The organism is Gemmatimonadaceae bacterium, from assembly GCA_020851035.1.
Taxonomy (GTDB): Bacteria; Gemmatimonadota; Gemmatimonadetes; order Gemmatimonadales; family Gemmatimonadaceae; genus JACMLX01.
Genome location: JADZDM010000033.1, coordinates 64,955 through 79,112, shown reverse-complemented (window position 1 = coordinate 79,112; position 14,158 = coordinate 64,955). Strand labels below are relative to the sequence as shown.

The following is a 14,158-nucleotide window of genomic DNA, read 5'->3' as shown; positions in this document are numbered from 1 at the left end:
GGAAAGGCGGCCGTGCGGCACGCCGCGGATCTTCGCGGCGCCAGGCTGCACGATCTTCGACACACGGCCGCCTCCCTTGCGATCAATGCGGGCACCAGCCTCGTCGAAGTGCAAGCGATGCTCGGCCGCAAAAGCGCACGCGCGACGCAGCGCTACGCGAAGCTCATCCCCTCGACCGGCGTCCGTGCGGCGGAGAAGCTCTCTGTCGCCCTCGACGCTGCAGCCAAGGCGCCAGTACCCACCGTCACACCGATCACCAGCGCACGGCGCCGGCGCGCGTGATCATCCTGCCCTCCCCAACCCACCGAACCATGTCCACGAAGAAGCGCACGGCCGCGAAGCAGACAACCGCCAGCAGCAACGAGTTGCACGAGTTCATCGAACTCACCATCGAGCAGACGTCAGCCGAGTTCAACGTCACGTTTGGCGGGGAGTCCGCCCTGCACTCGAAGCAGATGCTCTCCGTCGGCCGCTATCACGTACCCGACGGATCCAAGGACGATGGCCAGCTCATGCCGTGCTGGGAGCAGGACGGTCGCGCACACTTCGGGCTCATGACGACAGAGACCATGCGCCAGCTCGCGCACGTGATGCTCGTCACGGCGGATCGCGCCGACCAGCTCCGCGCGCTCGTGAACACGCCTGCCGCGGAGAAGCACTACCGCGACAGCTACCCGGCGCTGGTGGGCTGAGCCGCGCGCTTCACACCAGTGCCAGACGTCAGGTGTCCCGGGCCCTTCTCCCGCGGAGGCACCTGGTTGGGGGGGGGCATGAGAAACGGCACCGGCTTCGGTGCCGTTTCTCGTTTCTACGCCGGTGATGCCTCCGCAGCCGGCCGCACGTCGATGTCGCCACGCTCCGAAACGGGAAGTGGATAGATCGGCGCGCGCGTGACGAACCGCGGAGCGCGATGCTGCAGAACCTGCAGGTGGTAGGCCGTGTCGAGCAGCGCAACCTCGCCGGGTGCCCATTCTGAATCAGCGGTCTCGCGATTGCCATAGTGATCGCGCATCGCTTCGCCGACCGTTGCCAGCGCGCGCCGCCCTGTGACCCATTCGTAGTAGCGGCTGGCGTCGTCTGCGACCCGCTCAAGGATCTCGACGCGCACGAGCTCGAGAAGCTTCTCGGCGTCGATCTCGACGCCATACGTCGAGAATGCATACCGCTCCTCGCAGGCTTTATGCAGGGAGGCCGCCAGCTCAGCGGCGAGCCGCTCCTGGCTGATCGTGGCGCCATCCTGCAGGCTCGAACGACGCTCAGGGCCAGTCCCGGTGAAGAGCCACTCCGCGTTGACGTCGGCCACCTCACAGAAGCGCAGCAGCTTGGACAGGTGCGGCAGCTGGTCCTCGCGCGCCGGCGCCTTCCGCCCCATCGCCGTCTTCAGGGTCGATACCGACCAGCCGGCGCGACCCTCGCCGAGCAGCCGGCATGCGCGCTCGATACGGGCGAGCTCATCGTTTGCCTCACCGTTCCGGCGCTGCTCATCCACGAAACGCCGGGCGACGTGCGCGAGACGGCCGGCCAAGGTGGTAACTAGTTGCTCGTTCATGTCCACAAGTTACCCACATCACGGCGTATTCCGCTAGCCATCCCGACGACACCCTGTAACCACTCGAAACGACGACATCACGGCACTCGGGAGGGAGCATGAAGGATCAGGAGAGCGCGGCGATGCCGCAACTGCTGACGGAGGGGCAGGTCGCCGCCATGACGGGCCTCGCGATCAAGACCCTGCAGAACTGGCGATCGAAGCGCACGGGCCCGGCATTCGTGAAGCTGGGCGCCGCGGTTCGGTATCGCGCCGACGAAATCACCCGGTGGATTGACAACCTGCCGAGCACCGGTGCCGCCGCGTGAGCACCTCGCGCCGCATCGCAGCGCCGGCGCGCGGCGCATGTCGCTGACGCTCACCGACTACCTGCAGATGTGCACCACCCTCGCGCATGACGTGACCGCGCGAGGCCTCCTCCCGGAGCCGAACGCGGTGCAGCTGCTGTCCGAGGCGGAGCGAGGCGGGCTCCGCGCGTGCGCCAACGCCTATGCGAAGCGGGCGTTCCTCATCACGCCGCACGGGCGTGCGCGTGCACCCTGGGAGCGCTTGCAGTCGCAGCTCGAACGCGGCGCCGATCCCGCCAAACTCGTGCCGCCTGCACTCGATGCTGCGACGCGCACGGCCGTGCGCGCGAGCCACTCCTCGGCGCCAGCATCGGTCGGCACGGACAGCGCCGCCGCCGCATGCGCACACGAGTGCGCGGCCATGCTCGTGGCGATGCGCGCCGTCGATCCTGACGCCGCCGCACGGTGGGCCCGGGCGAGACCGAGCGACCCGGACGACGTGTGCGCCTGGCTGGTCTCCTGCGCCGAGCTCGGACTCTGTCTCGCGGACGACTCGTCCGACCTCCTCGAGCAGTTCGCGCTGCTCGAATCCGCCAGGGTCTACGCCAAGCAGCATGCGCCCTGAGCGACCACACTTCTCCCCGAGGTACCTCCGCATGAGCACCACCGAACCGCGTGAATCCAGCGCCGAAGGCCTCAGCGCCGCGACACTCGATGCGGTCTGCGCGCCACTCGCCGAACAGGTGCGCCGGCGTCGCATCGTGCCAGCCGAGCAGCTGATCGACGCGACGCCGGCTGACTACTCCGACCCGTACGCCTGGCTGACGTACTACGGCCAGCTCCGCGCGTGGCTCGCGAAGCCACTGCCACAGAACGATGCCGAGGCGAGCGCTGATGAGCTCGTGACCGCGGCGATTCGCGAAGCGCCCCTGCCCGTCTCAGGGCTCGATGGCTTCGCCGTCTACCCGAAGAGCTTCGAGACGATGCTCCAGCTGAAGGTGCTCGACGCGCAGCTCGACCGGCTCGTCGCACGCCTCATGCGCATGATCGGCGATGATGCGACGCTTATCGAGATCGACAGCGGCATTCAGCTGGCGTCCGCCGTGACCTATGTCACGCAGCTGATCGTCTGGACCTGGACAAGCGAGGGAGCGGGCTTGCCGTTCAGGCCGACGGATTCAGAGCCGATAGTCCCGGAGCGCATCGTGGCGCTCACGCCGGCCGAATTGCTCGCCATCTCCCACGCCGCGCACCAGTTTGGCGCCAGCCTGGCCGCGTGCCAAGAGCTCATCGATCCTGTGCCGGTGCGCGACGGTGGAAAGCGCGCATCCTGGGCAGCCTTCTTCGAGGCAGTCGGCGCACAGACCCACCTCGATCCTCGCGAGCTCGCCGTCACGCACTCGATCACCAAGGTGCTCTCCATGGCATACCTCGCGAGTGATCGGCTCCGGGTGAAGCCTGACGGAGATGACGCCTGATGCGCAGCACCGAGCTGCTGGCGCGCATGCGCCTCGACACCTCGCAGTTTGATCGCGCCGTCCGTGGCTCGAACAGCGAGTTGCAGCAGTTTGCACGCGTCGCGAACGCCCTCCCGGGGCGAAGCTCGGTCTTCGGGAGGATGGCGGCCGATGCCGCGAACCTCTCACCCGCGCTCTCCTCCGTTCCGCTGGGCATCGCCGCCGTCGGTGCGGCGCTCACGGGTGCGGGGCTCGCCGCGAGGCGAGCCGGTGTCGACTTCGAGGCGGCGCTCGCGAAGATCTCAACGCTGGGACCGGACGCGCAGCGCAACCTCAGCACAACGCGCCAGGCGATCCTCGACACCTTCAGCGCCGTGCCCGTGACGGGATCCGTGCAGGATCTCGCCGAAGCGAACTACCTGCTGCAGTCCAGCGGGCGCACTGCGAGCGAAGCAATCACGGACCTGCGCACCGCCGCTGAAGCGAGCGTCGCCGGCTACACAAGCGTGACGACAGCCGTGGACGGCCTGACGACCGTGACGAACGCTTGGAAGGAATCGCAGATCTCGACGAGGCAGGCGAGCGACGTGCTCTTCACCGCCGTCAATCTCGGCAAAGCAACGTTCGAGCAGATCGCACACAGCATTGGCCTCGTCGCGCCGCTGGCAGCATCGGCTGGCGTAAGCCTTCAGGAGGTCGCCGCCGCAACAGCCGTGCTGTCGAATGGCGGCATGGTCACATCCTCGATCTTTGAGGGGCTCCGCTCGGCGATCCTCAATATTCAGCGCCCGACAGAGGACTTCAAGAAGAAGTACGGGGCGCTGGCCGCGGAGTTCGACGCTTCAAAGCTGGCTCGCGATGGCCTCGTCAAGTTCCTGCAGGACTTCCAAGAGCGGAGTGGTGGATCCCAGAAAGCGCTGAACGCGCTCTTCACAGACGCTACTGGCGTTCTGGCGGTGCTCGGTCTGATGAAGAACAAGGGCGACGATGCCGCCGCGGCTCTGAAGCGGATGGGCGAGTCCACCGGCGAGACGAACGACGCGCTGTCCAAAGTCAACGGCTCGTCCGAGGCGCAAGAACGGCTGATCCGCAACCAGCTCACTGGCGCCTGGACGGACTTCGGCGACCTCCTCCGACGCACTACGATACCCCTGCTCGAGGGCGTCGCTCGTGCCCTGAATCGCGCGAAGGGTGGCGCCGCGTTCCTGAAGAGCGATATCGACATTCTGCAGTCCACCTTGGGACCCAAGCAGCTCTCGACCATGGAGGAACGTCAGCGCCGCGGAGCCGCGGCGAGCATCCTGACGCAGTTCGGCGCCAACCGGGACAACCCGGAGTTCTTTCGAAGTATCACCGACGATGAGCTCAGATTCCTGCGTCAGCAGATGCGCCTCATCCATGACACAGCTCAGCCCGGAGAGCGCTTCCCTGGCAGCTTCGAAGCGTTCGATACGGCACTTGTGCTTGAGCGGAATCGCCGTGCGGAGCAGGCCGCGCTCGCGAATGCCGGTGGCGAGGAGAAGCCGGGCAAGGGCGACGGAAAAGGAAGCGGAACCGGCGGGAGCTCGACGGAGCTGCGCACCGCAGCCGCCGAGGCAAAGCGGCGCGCCGAAGAGTACCGTCGCGAGAGCGAGCGCCTGGTCTCCGAAGCATCGGAGCTGACCCAGAAGCTGCAGACCGCAGCGATCGAGGCGACACAGGGCAGCGCGGCCGCGCTGCAATCCGCGATGGAGCGGACCCTAAATGAAGGCGCGAGCCGACTCTCTGATGGCGTGCTCGGTCCTAAGGCTTCGGCAGCCCTCGAGAAGCAGCTCACCCAGTTCGAGCTGCTCCAGAAAGAGATGATCGCCGCGGAGCGTCAGTCTGGCCTCACGCGCGCCGCGCTGGATGCTGCCGCCAGCAAAGAGCGCACGGCGCTCGTTGGCGCCGACAAGCTCTCCGGCGAGACCGATCCAGCAAAGGCCGTGCAGACCTCTCGGAGCATCCTCGATGCGCGCGCACGCGAGCTCCGCGTGCTGATCGACACCACGCAGACGCTCGCCTTGCGCAAGCAGTACGAGGAGCAGCTCAACGAGATCATCACGGCGCGCTCGCCGAAGGACTTCGATGCGGCGCCGCTCGGTGAAAACGGATCGCGTGAGCTGATGTCACAGGTCGGGCTGATGGGCGATCTCGCGCAGCAGATTGCGACTGTGGGCGACAAGCTCGGCCTCCTACCCCGCGCGGCCGTCGATGCACTGCGAGGGATCGGCGCCTTGGCCGAGCAGGGATCGAAGCTGCAGGACGCCTTAAAGGTCGGGAGCAGCACCGGCACGCTGGGCAAGATCGGCATCGGCATCGGCGTCGCCGGCGGCATTGCGTCGCTGGCGCAATCGCTCTTCTCCGAGTCCCCCGCGGACAAGCAGCGTCGGGCCGATCTGCAGGCGAATACCAGCGCCCTGCGGCAGCTCACTTCGCGCGTCGGCGATCTGGCCGGATCCACGCTCGCCGGGAGCACCACCGAGAAAATTCGCTCGACGCTCTCCGGATCGTTCTTCACGGAGCTCGCCAATACGCCGTGGCTCGCCACCATCGAGAACTTGCCCGCGCTGATCGCCTCGCGCGCCGGCGTGAGCGTGGCCGAGGTGATGTCGCTGGCCGGCACGCTGGGTATCGACCTCTCGGATACGAACGAATCGATGCGCGGATTCCGCGACCTGGTAATGAAAGCGGACCTCAACGGCTACATCGACTCGTACGCCGGCAGTCTGCAGCGCCTCGACGACACCCTGCGCGCCGACGGTGTGACGGACGGTGCTGAGATCTTCCGGCGCCGCGTGGCGGTGCTCACGGATCCAAAGACGGGCTTTCCTGCCCTGACGTCTGCGATCACAGGTCTGGATCTCGACACGGTCGAGGGGCGGAACGAGGCGCGCACACGCGCACGCGCCCTGTACGACGACGTCGTGAACGGGCGCGTCTCGCTCGGTCAGTTCGGCGGTCTCTCGATTCAGGAAGGGAGTCAGGCGCTCATTGATTTCATCACCTCCGTGATGGAGCTGAACGACGGCGATGCCGCCGGGACCGGTGGCTTCAACGTGACGCGCTCGATCACTGAGGTCACCGGCTCACGCCTTGCGGGACTGCTGGGGAGCGCGAACACCTACCTCGCGGGCATCGCAACTGACATCGCGGCGCTTCGAGCGACGTTCGTGACGCCGGCGCCATTCAGTCTGCAGGCTCCGTCTGCGGGTGCGATTGCCGGCCTACTCGCGGGTGGCGGCCTGAGCATCGGCTCCGTGAGTGTCGTGGTGAACCTGACCCTCACCGCCGACTTGCTCGGCGTCGACGCTGGCCGAGCGGCGACCGCAGGAACGGCACTTGGCCATGCCCTCGGCAAAGAGTTGATGTCGAAGATCGACATTGCACTCCGGGATCGCCAGCTTCGCCAGCGGCTGGTAACAGGGAACGCCACGCTCTCTAGGTAATTCGCAGACTCCTGAAACGCGAATAGCGCCCCATTCGCCGGCCAAGGCGGAGCGCTATTCGCTGGACACTACACCAGGCAGTGAAATGACAGAGCGTCAATCTACAAGGATCGTCCGAGAAGCGGCACGGGCCTACCTCGCCACGTCTCGCGCTGACGCCGCCGCCGTGCGCGATCTCGTGCACCTCTTTGAGGATGCTCGATGCCCTGCCTCGGAGGCGGTCCTGCTCCTAGCTGATCTCGAGATTCACCGGCGCCGGCTCATGTGCCGGGTGCGCGCATGCGTGTTGCGGCTGCAGACAGACGCCGCGGCGACCAGCACGGGGCGGGCCGCGTGATGCGGGGCCGGTACCGATCGCCTACCCCCGCCGTGCGGAGGACTCCCCATGCCAGGAGGGTCCCGTGAGCGAGTCCGGTGACGAGAGCGCGGCGCCTGCCCCGCGCCGATCGACGGCCTATCAGTGGCTGAAGCATGACGTTGCGCACGACCTCGCCCAGATGAGCCTCCTGTCATTCGTGGCCGCGGGCGTCGATCGCTTCCTGCGGAATACGGCCTGGTCGAACGAGGACGGTTCGTGCACCGTGCCAGCCAAGACGCTACACCTCGTCTGCACGAAAGAGGGCATCGATTCCAAGGCGGTATGGAAAGAGCTGCAGGGCTCCGGCCGTTGGAGGCTCACCGAGGACAAGCTGACGATCGAAGCGGCCTGCCTCTTCCACCTGCGCGGCCGGGTCGATCGCATCGTCGAGGAGCGGACCAAGGCGGCACACTCCGCCGTCGCGAAGCGTCGTGCGAAGGCCGCACCGACGAAGCGCGCACGTACACGGCGCACTCAGAGTGTCCCAGTTGAGGAAACGCGAAACACAAACGGCGGCGGCAAAGTGTTGTCAGATAACGCTTTCACCAATTGCTCACCAATTGCCCACCAGAAGGAAGGAAGGAAGGAAGGAGAACTACACCACTCACCACCAGCACCTTCAGTGCTGGATGGTGAGGGTGGTGTAGTTCCCGCAGCGCCGGTCGGCGCTGCCGTGAGCGACGCGCCCGCCAGCCGCGCCGACGGCGCGGCCGCGGCGCTCACGGTGGTCGGCTCGCTGCCTGAGCGGAACGTGCCGGACTGGCGCCAGATTTCCTGCGAGGAGCGCGTCGCCGCTGCGGCGCCGCCGGCGGGATGGATGCAGGCGGATGTGGCGCAGCTCGTTGAGGTGCTCGCCGGCGCCGACACCGGTGTCGACGTCGAACGCGCGCTGTACGCCCTTTGCGCTGAGCACCAGCGTGCGAGAGGCTCTGAGGCACACCGACCCCTCGTCAACGAGGTTCGCTCGATCCTGGACGGCGCAGGAGGTCGGGCAGGACTGATCCCTCGCGAGCACGCGCCGCGCGCTGTCGCTTTGGCCCTTCACGGGGCGAACGTGACTCCGACGCTGGTTTCCCCGCTCCGACTCCGGGCAATCGCGGCCACAACGTTGCAACTGCTGGCGAATGAGGCGGACGCGGGCGACCCGCGGCGGGTCGCCGCCGGCATTGCCTATGAGTTCGAGTCGGGGCGCCGGAAGCTCGCGGGCTTCGGCGTCCAGGAGGATGCCGAGCAGGGAGCATCGAGGGTGCCTGAGCGGCTCCTCGGCCACGTCGTGAGGCAAGGCGCCGCATGACGCAGACCGCGCCGTGCGCGTCATCCTTGAAGGCGCTCGACACCAACTCCGGAGGCACGCCATGGTGATGCTCCCAGCGACGCACGCTGAGGCGACGCACGTGATCGAGTGGGCCCTGGAGCAGGTCTCAACGCAGCTGCCGCGGCGCGTCCCCGTGCCGGCACTCCTCGAGGCATGGTTCGACGATGCGCAGGAACGGTGGCCGGCCGCCTGGCGTGCGGCGCAGCGATCGCCGGCGGCTCTGCTCTGGCTCGCCTCCCGATGCGCCGCCCTCCGCAACTTCGAAGACGACGAGCTGGCGCTCTTTGAGACGCGCACGGCCGTGCGGAGCACCGCCCCAGGGATGCTGGACGCGATCGCGGAACTCCTCGCCGTCGGGGACGTGCTCCGCCACCTCGGCGTGATCCCGGACCGCGCGGGCGATCCGCTCCCGCCACTGCTCGCGAGCTATCAGGAGCGCGCACGGCGCCTCCCGGCGTGCGCGTTGCCGAACACGCAGTCGGCGACGACTCGAGGACGAAGGTCCGGCTTTTGATGCCGTTCATGAGGTCGGAATCGCCAGTGCTGGCGCGAGATATCGCGTATTTGTGTCGCGCCAGAGTCGGACACGGACACGGCATCAGCTACGGCCCCGTGTGGCTGCACAAACGGCAGGGGTCGCCTGATCCCTGATGGGGGGGGTACCCGGGGCGGGAGGACCCAACCTTTTCCGGATGCCTCGCCGCTCGGGCGGTCCGCGTCCTCTCCGTCTGCGAGCCCTAAAGATGCTGCATCGCAGTTGTCTCATGCCGCGGGACACTCAGGGACCGCGGTGGTCCCCTGGAGCGCTTCCGGCGTGCGCCGTGCAGGCGGTGACCACCAGCGGGTATGCCGGACCACGAGCGGCGGCGCCGGACATTGCCACGCCAGGTACACGCGAGGGTGTGCCGCGAGCCGTCACCCCTGCGGTGAGCGGCGACGCAGCCGGCCGCCCGACCTCGAGCAGCGTGAAGCAATTCCAGCTGCCGCATTTCGTGCAACGAACCCAGAGATCGTTGCTGACATTCTCCGGCAGACGCTGCGCGGTGGCGCTGAATGCGCCCTCGAAGGGCATGCAGAGCAGGATTTGACCGCACGCGGACGCAGGTCGCTTCGCGTGCCGGTGAGGGGCGTGACAGAAGTAGGATCGCATCTCGTCAATCGCGTTGCGCTTGCCGCTGGTCTGCAGGATCACGAATGCGTGAAGCTATCGCGCGGATGGTCGTACGCCATTTTGCGCACACGTGAGACAGGGTCTTTGAGAAACACGGTTCACGATGTACGCTTTTCCTTAGCGCCACTTCGCTCCACAGCAACCGACAACGCTTCAGTACTTGGAGAGAGTATGGGGAAAGCCAACGGCATTGGGTTGCTCGACGATGTCGCGGTCGCAGAGCTCTTGCAGGTCAGCGCAGAGACCTTGCGCAGCTGGCGCAGCACCGGGAAGGGACCGGCGTATCGCAAGGTTGGCCGCCGGTGTCTCTACGAAGAGGCTGACGTGCGAGGGTGGGTCACTCGGCAGCCGAAGCGCACGCCCGGCGTACAGGCCGACCCAACCGACAGCTGACACGCTGGCGAGCTAAGCACGACAACCGACAACCCGGGAGGATCCACGCATCCGCTTCAGGCGATCATGAGCATGCAACCCGAACACTATCGAGATGCGCTGCGCGCTATCGATGTGTCCACGCTCACTCCGCGTCAGTTGAAGCGCATCACCTGCAGGATCCGCAGAGACCGGCGGCGCATTCTCTCACTGCTCACTGCCGCTGGCCTGCCTCCCCCGCCGCTGCTCGTCCAGGCAATCACACACGGCTGGTCACCGGGAGAGTTCCTCGTCCGGCTGCGCCAGCAGGAGCTACGCTCAATGATGCGTACAGCGAGTGCGACAGAAGGGAGCCGCGGAGCTACGATCCGCGACGCAGCACATGCGCTCACCGTGCTCCCGCTGGGAGTGCGCGGCGCGCGCCCTGCTGCAGACGACGCCGCAGACGAGTGGCGAAATCCTCGGCGTCAGCGCTAACGCTGGCGCGGAGTGGCTGTACATCCACACACCCGAGTACCTCAATGACAGATTCCCTCGATCTTCCTTCGATGACCCAGAACGCAATTGAGCGCGCGTACACGGATGCAAAGGCACGCGCGGATGCGGCCGCGGCGGACGTGATCCGGCTCGCCGCCTTGATCGAAAGTGCGTTGCGCGCGGTGGGCGACGCTGAAGCGAGAGCAACCGATGCGGTTGCCTCGCCAGACTTCGACGACACGAGCGACGCTGACGTGATGGGCGCGGTCGCGGCTGCGCGCGCGCGCCATTCTGCCGCCGTCGCAGCGCACGCCCGCGCAAAAGGAGTCGCCGCGAGCGCCGTGGCCGCCGTTGCGCCATTCCTTCAGCAGCTACGGCGATCCGAGGCCGTGCGCGAGCTTGACGCGCTGGCGCCAGCGCTCGCGAACATCGACCGCGCCATCGAGCTGCTCGCAGAGGCCATCCCGATTGTCGAGCACGGCTACGATACCGCCGCGGCGGCGCTCCTCAAGTCCCGGTCGTCGACGCCCGTTCCGCTCCAGCTCGCGCGCCGTATCCGGTCGCTGCTCTGGCGGCGACATGGATCCGACGTGTTCTTCAACTCCGATGGCCATGGCACAGTTGACCTGGTGAAGCAGCCATCGCTGCAGGAAGACTTCGCGGACGTCACAGCACACTTGCGCGGCACAAGCAGTCTTGCCTCTCCAAGCCGAGCACCATCCGTTGAACCGGGGGCCGTAGCGCGGCGAGAGTGCGAGGAGACCTCTGCGCCATCGATCACAGTCGTTGAGGTCAACCTCAACCGCGGGCCCGCGGTCTCGTACACACCGCACGGCGGTCAGGGTTAGCCTCAAATCTGTGCGCTGTTCGACACACTCGGCGCCGTGCTGAACCGCGAGAACTGTTGGCCTGCTCGGAGCTCGGCGCTGAGAGGCTCGTGTCGGCCGGCGCCGACGTCACGCTCCATCAGGCGCCGCAGACTCCGCGGCGCCTGATGGAGCGCCCTACTGCGCGCGGCCGCGCTTCCCTGGTGTGCGGACTCGCTTCGCCGACGTGCGCTCCAGCCCGGCCTCACGCTGCAACGCGCGCTGCTCGCGCCAGTAGACCGCCTCCGCGTACGTCTCGAGCACGTGGCGCGCGATCTGCCAATCCCGGCCCACCTTGCGGCCGGTGAGCTTGCCCGTGTGCAGGAGTACGCGGAGGGTGCTGGGGCTTCGACCGGCATGCTTCCCTGCCTCGACCAGGGTGAGCCACTCCTCGCCGGGGCCCTCGGCGGTCAGGGCGTCCGCGTGTACCTGGGTCGACGCCCGGAGGATCTCGATTCCGAGGAGCTTGCCGTCGGCATCGACGTCGAACTGGATCCCAGGCGCCACGCTGCGAGTGCGGGCGACGGTGCGCGGCGCGTCGCCGAGGCGCACGTACAGCGCATCCGCCTCGGGGTCGTACGTGGGGTGCAGGTTCATCGCCTCAGTCCTCGAAGTAGCTGGTGATGATGTAGATCCCGGTCGCCCCTTCCTTGTTGTGTGGGAGGAGAGTGCCCTGCCGCGTCCGGAGCCGCGCCTGCCGCACCCCCTCATCCCCCGCCGGCGTGATCTCGCCGACCGGCAGCGCCCGGCGCACGGTCGCTCAGCTGATCTGGCGCAACTGCAGGCGGTTGGCAGCGTGGATCGAGTAGCGGATGGCCCTGTGCGTCATGCCATAACTCTAAACGCTCGCGTTTAGGTTGTCACCCCCCGCCCTCAAGCTGCCGCCACGGCCAACTTGCACGCCTGTTAATCCTCTTGGCATGGCCCGAGACTTAGCAAAGTGACGCCGCAGTGGCGAAACCCGGCAGAAGTGTTAAGTATTCCACACAACGCGGTCGGTTGTGTGATTCTTAACACGGGGTTTCAATGCGAGCTATGTGTCTCAGTTCACCCTCCCCGGCAGACGAGTCTCAACTCGCGAAGCTCGGGTTCACCGCGCAGCTCTTCGCGTACACCGGTGTGGCAATGCTGGAGGGTGCGGCCGCGGCGCATCCGCTTGGCGTGCGGTCGGAGGCGGGGAGTCGCAAGTACTTCGCCGGCATGACCGCCCTCGCCGTCCATCTGGCCCCGAAGGGCTGGACGGCTGAAGGGGCGCTGGAGGCACTGACGAACCCGGCTCGCACCATCTCGGTTGCCGTGGTGCAGGGCGACTCCGGCGTGGGCGTACCATCGAAAGCGATGGGTGCGCGCAGGCCGCGCGGGGCCGCGACCATCTCGTGGGTGACGCGCAATGGATCGCAGCTCTCGATGACGAGCATCGCCCCACCACCGAAGGAGAAGCGGAGTCCGCTGCTCTACATGCTGGTGCACTATGCCGCGCTCGGGGTGATGCGCATGGAACTCGCGTTGCCGGCCGCCATCGGGCCGGACGGTCAGGTCACCCGCTGGGCCTCACGCATTCAGCTCGGCAGCTTCGGCTTCGGTCAGGACGACACGACCACCCGGTTCGATTTCCCGGACGACACGCCGAACGGCGGCGGCCTGCGCCCCATTACCCTGGTGCCGCGGTAGTGTCGGCGATCACACCGAGTCGCCTCACGCTGGCGCGCCAGCTGCGTGGGCTGACCAAGGCTGATCTCGCCGGCCGGATCGGCGTCACGCCCGCTGCCGTCACGCAGTGGGAAGGTGCGCACCGCACGCCGGACGGTGGGACGATCCACAGGCTCGCGGAGGCGCTCGCGGTTCCCGTGGGATTCCTCGCCGGCGCAATGCCGACGCTCCTCGAGGCCGATACCGTGAGCTTCCGCTCGCTCCGCACTCTCGCACGCCGAGACCGCGATCGCGCCTGCGCCGCGGCGGAGGTCGCGAGCATGCTCGGCAAGTGGATCGCAGAGAAGTTCGTGCTCCCTGACGTCGCCCTGCCGGACCTCTCCGACATGTCGCCGGACATGGCGGCGGCGGAAATGCGGCGCGTGCTGCAGCTCGGCTCCGGCCCGCTGCCCTCCATCGTCCACCTCTTGGAGGCAAGTGGTGTGCGGTGTTTCGCGCTGGGCGTCGACATGCTTAAGGCGGACGCGCTGTCCGCCTGGGTTGACGGGATCCCGCTGGTCCTGCTCAACACCGCGAAGTCCGCGGAGCGCGGTCGAAATGATGCGGCACACGAGCTCGGCCATCTGACAATGCACCGGCACAAGCAGCCAAGTGGGGATGTCGCGGAGAAAGAGGCGGTGGCTTTCGCGGCGGAATTTCTCGTCCCATCCGAGTCGCTGTGGCGCCAAGACGCCCGCGTGAACTCGCTCGCGGATCTGATCGCACTGAAGCGCCTCTGGCGCGTCTCGGCGGCCTTCATGCTGAAGCGCATGACACACCTGAAGCTCATCTCGGACTGGTCAGCCAGGGCGCTGTGGCAGCAGCTCAGCGCGAACGGCTACCGTGGCGGTGAGCCCGACGGGGCACCGCGCGAGCACAGCGAGGTGCTCACGCAGCTGGTGCAGCACCTTCGCCAGCGTCACGCCGATCGAACCTTTGCGTTCATCGGTGGCGAAACCATACTCGGCGCAGCGGATGTGCGAGCGAGGATCGAAGGGATGCTGCCGCTCACGGCGCAGACTGGCGGTGACGCGTGGGCCGCCCGTCTCCCCGCGATGGCTGCACCGCCGGCGCTGAAGCTGGTCCGCTGACTAGCCGGCGCGGCGCAGGAGCCGGAGGATCGGCACCACCAGACGCCAGCGGTCGTCGC

Annotated in this window: 16 protein-coding genes; 12 read left to right on the top strand and 4 right to left on the bottom strand. The window is 67.2% G+C overall.

Features of this window, described 5'->3' with window-relative positions; all coding sequences use genetic code 11:
- Nucleotides 1–12: 12 nt before the first annotated feature.
- Nucleotides 13–282: a tyrosine-type recombinase/integrase gene (locus IT355_20665; protein ID MCC7055696.1), complete on the top strand. Its 270-nt coding sequence runs from the start codon at nucleotides 13–15 to the stop codon at nucleotides 280–282.
- Nucleotides 283–311: 29 nt separating this feature from the next.
- Nucleotides 312–692: a hypothetical protein gene (locus IT355_20660; GenBank protein MCC7055695.1), complete on the top strand. Its 381-nt coding sequence runs from the start codon at nucleotides 312–314 to the stop codon at nucleotides 690–692.
- A gap of 116 nt (nucleotides 693–808) precedes the next feature.
- Here the strand turns inward: IT355_20660 and IT355_20655 are convergent, their stop codons facing one another.
- Entirely contained in the window at nucleotides 809–1,549 is a 741-nt protein-coding gene (locus IT355_20655; protein ID MCC7055694.1) for a hypothetical protein, read from the bottom strand.
- A 122-nt stretch (nucleotides 1,550–1,671) separates the two neighbouring features.
- Here IT355_20655 and IT355_20650 point away from each other — a divergent pair, with 122 nt between their 5' ends.
- From IT355_20650 to IT355_20625, 6 genes are all read left to right on the top strand, one after another.
- Entirely contained in the window at nucleotides 1,672–1,857 is a 186-nt protein-coding gene (locus IT355_20650; protein ID MCC7055693.1) for a helix-turn-helix domain-containing protein, read from the top strand.
- Nucleotides 1,844–2,461, top strand: coding sequence for a hypothetical protein (locus IT355_20645; GenBank protein MCC7055692.1), 618 nt, complete (start codon nucleotides 1,844–1,846; stop codon nucleotides 2,459–2,461). The genes IT355_20650 and IT355_20645 overlap by 14 nt, the downstream gene beginning before the upstream one ends.
- A 31-nt stretch (nucleotides 2,462–2,492) precedes the next feature.
- Nucleotides 2,493–3,314: a hypothetical protein gene (locus IT355_20640; protein MCC7055691.1), complete on the top strand. Its 822-nt coding sequence runs from the start codon at nucleotides 2,493–2,495 to the stop codon at nucleotides 3,312–3,314.
- Nucleotides 3,314–6,760: a phage tail tape measure protein gene (locus IT355_20635; GenBank protein MCC7055690.1), complete on the top strand. Its 3,447-nt coding sequence runs from the start codon at nucleotides 3,314–3,316 to the stop codon at nucleotides 6,758–6,760. Before IT355_20640 ends, IT355_20635 begins: the two co-directional genes overlap by 1 nt.
- 401 nt (nucleotides 6,761–7,161) lie before the next feature.
- The gene (locus tag IT355_20630) at nucleotides 7,162–8,412 is read left to right on the top strand and encodes a hypothetical protein (GenBank protein ID MCC7055689.1); all 1,251 of its coding nucleotides are present in this window, start codon (nucleotides 7,162–7,164) and stop codon (nucleotides 8,410–8,412) included.
- Between the two features lie 61 nt (nucleotides 8,413–8,473).
- Nucleotides 8,474–8,947, top strand: coding sequence for a hypothetical protein (locus IT355_20625; GenBank protein ID MCC7055688.1), 474 nt, complete (start codon nucleotides 8,474–8,476; stop codon nucleotides 8,945–8,947).
- Between the two features lie 264 nt (nucleotides 8,948–9,211).
- Here the strand turns inward: IT355_20625 and IT355_20620 are convergent, their stop codons facing one another.
- The gene (locus tag IT355_20620; protein MCC7055687.1) at nucleotides 9,212–9,625 is read right to left on the bottom strand and encodes a hypothetical protein; all 414 of its coding nucleotides are present in this window, start codon (nucleotides 9,623–9,625) and stop codon (nucleotides 9,212–9,214) included.
- Between the two features lie 150 nt (nucleotides 9,626–9,775).
- Between IT355_20620 and IT355_20615 the strand changes: the two genes are divergently transcribed.
- Both IT355_20615 and IT355_20610 read left to right on the top strand, forming a co-directional pair.
- Nucleotides 9,776–9,997: a helix-turn-helix domain-containing protein gene (locus IT355_20615; protein ID MCC7055686.1), complete on the top strand. Its 222-nt coding sequence runs from the start codon at nucleotides 9,776–9,778 to the stop codon at nucleotides 9,995–9,997.
- Between the two features lie 500 nt (nucleotides 9,998–10,497).
- Entirely contained in the window at nucleotides 10,498–11,301 is an 804-nt protein-coding gene (locus IT355_20610; GenBank protein MCC7055685.1) for a hypothetical protein, read from the top strand.
- Between the two features lie 156 nt (nucleotides 11,302–11,457).
- Here the strand turns inward: IT355_20610 and IT355_20605 are convergent, their stop codons facing one another.
- Nucleotides 11,458–11,916, bottom strand: coding sequence for a DUF2283 domain-containing protein (locus IT355_20605; protein MCC7055684.1), 459 nt, complete (start codon nucleotides 11,914–11,916; stop codon nucleotides 11,458–11,460).
- A 4-nt stretch (nucleotides 11,917–11,920) separates the two neighbouring features.
- A complete protein-coding gene (locus IT355_20600; GenBank protein MCC7055683.1) occupies nucleotides 11,921–12,073 on the bottom strand; it encodes a hypothetical protein in 153 nt (50 codons plus the stop codon).
- 281 nt (nucleotides 12,074–12,354) lie between these two features.
- On the opposite strand from IT355_20600, the gene IT355_20595 reads away from it, so the two are divergent.
- Both IT355_20595 and IT355_20590 read left to right on the top strand, forming a co-directional pair.
- Complete coding sequence (locus IT355_20595) at nucleotides 12,355–12,990, top strand: hypothetical protein (protein ID MCC7055682.1); 636 nt, start codon at nucleotides 12,355–12,357, stop codon at nucleotides 12,988–12,990.
- The gene (locus IT355_20590) at nucleotides 12,990–14,099 is read left to right on the top strand and encodes an ImmA/IrrE family metallo-endopeptidase (protein ID MCC7055681.1); all 1,110 of its coding nucleotides are present in this window, start codon (nucleotides 12,990–12,992) and stop codon (nucleotides 14,097–14,099) included. Before IT355_20595 ends, IT355_20590 begins: the two co-directional genes overlap by 1 nt.
- Nucleotides 14,100–14,158: the final 59 nt, after the last annotated feature.

Bases quoted from the DNA above. Each gene is read 5' to 3' on its own strand.
- IT355_20660 (MCC7055695.1), top strand. From the start codon at position 312: ATGTCCACGAAGAAGCGCACGGCCGCGAAGCAGACAACCGCCAGCAGC.
- IT355_20655 (MCC7055694.1), bottom strand. From the start codon at position 1,549: ATGAACGAGCAACTAGTTACCACCTTGGCCGGCCGTCTCGCGCACGTC.
- IT355_20650 (MCC7055693.1), top strand. From the start codon at position 1,672: ATGCCGCAACTGCTGACGGAGGGGCAGGTCGCCGCCATGACGGGCCTC.
- IT355_20640 (MCC7055691.1), top strand. From the start codon at position 2,493: ATGAGCACCACCGAACCGCGTGAATCCAGCGCCGAAGGCCTCAGCGCC.
- IT355_20635 (MCC7055690.1), top strand. From the start codon at position 3,314: ATGCGCAGCACCGAGCTGCTGGCGCGCATGCGCCTCGACACCTCGCAG.
- IT355_20625 (MCC7055688.1), top strand. From the start codon at position 8,474: ATGGTGATGCTCCCAGCGACGCACGCTGAGGCGACGCACGTGATCGAG.
- IT355_20615 (MCC7055686.1), top strand. From the start codon at position 9,776: ATGGGGAAAGCCAACGGCATTGGGTTGCTCGACGATGTCGCGGTCGCA.
- IT355_20610 (MCC7055685.1), top strand. From the start codon at position 10,498: ATGACAGATTCCCTCGATCTTCCTTCGATGACCCAGAACGCAATTGAG.
- IT355_20605 (MCC7055684.1), bottom strand. From the start codon at position 11,916: ATGAACCTGCACCCCACGTACGACCCCGAGGCGGATGCGCTGTACGTG.
- IT355_20595 (MCC7055682.1), top strand. From the start codon at position 12,355: ATGTGTCTCAGTTCACCCTCCCCGGCAGACGAGTCTCAACTCGCGAAG.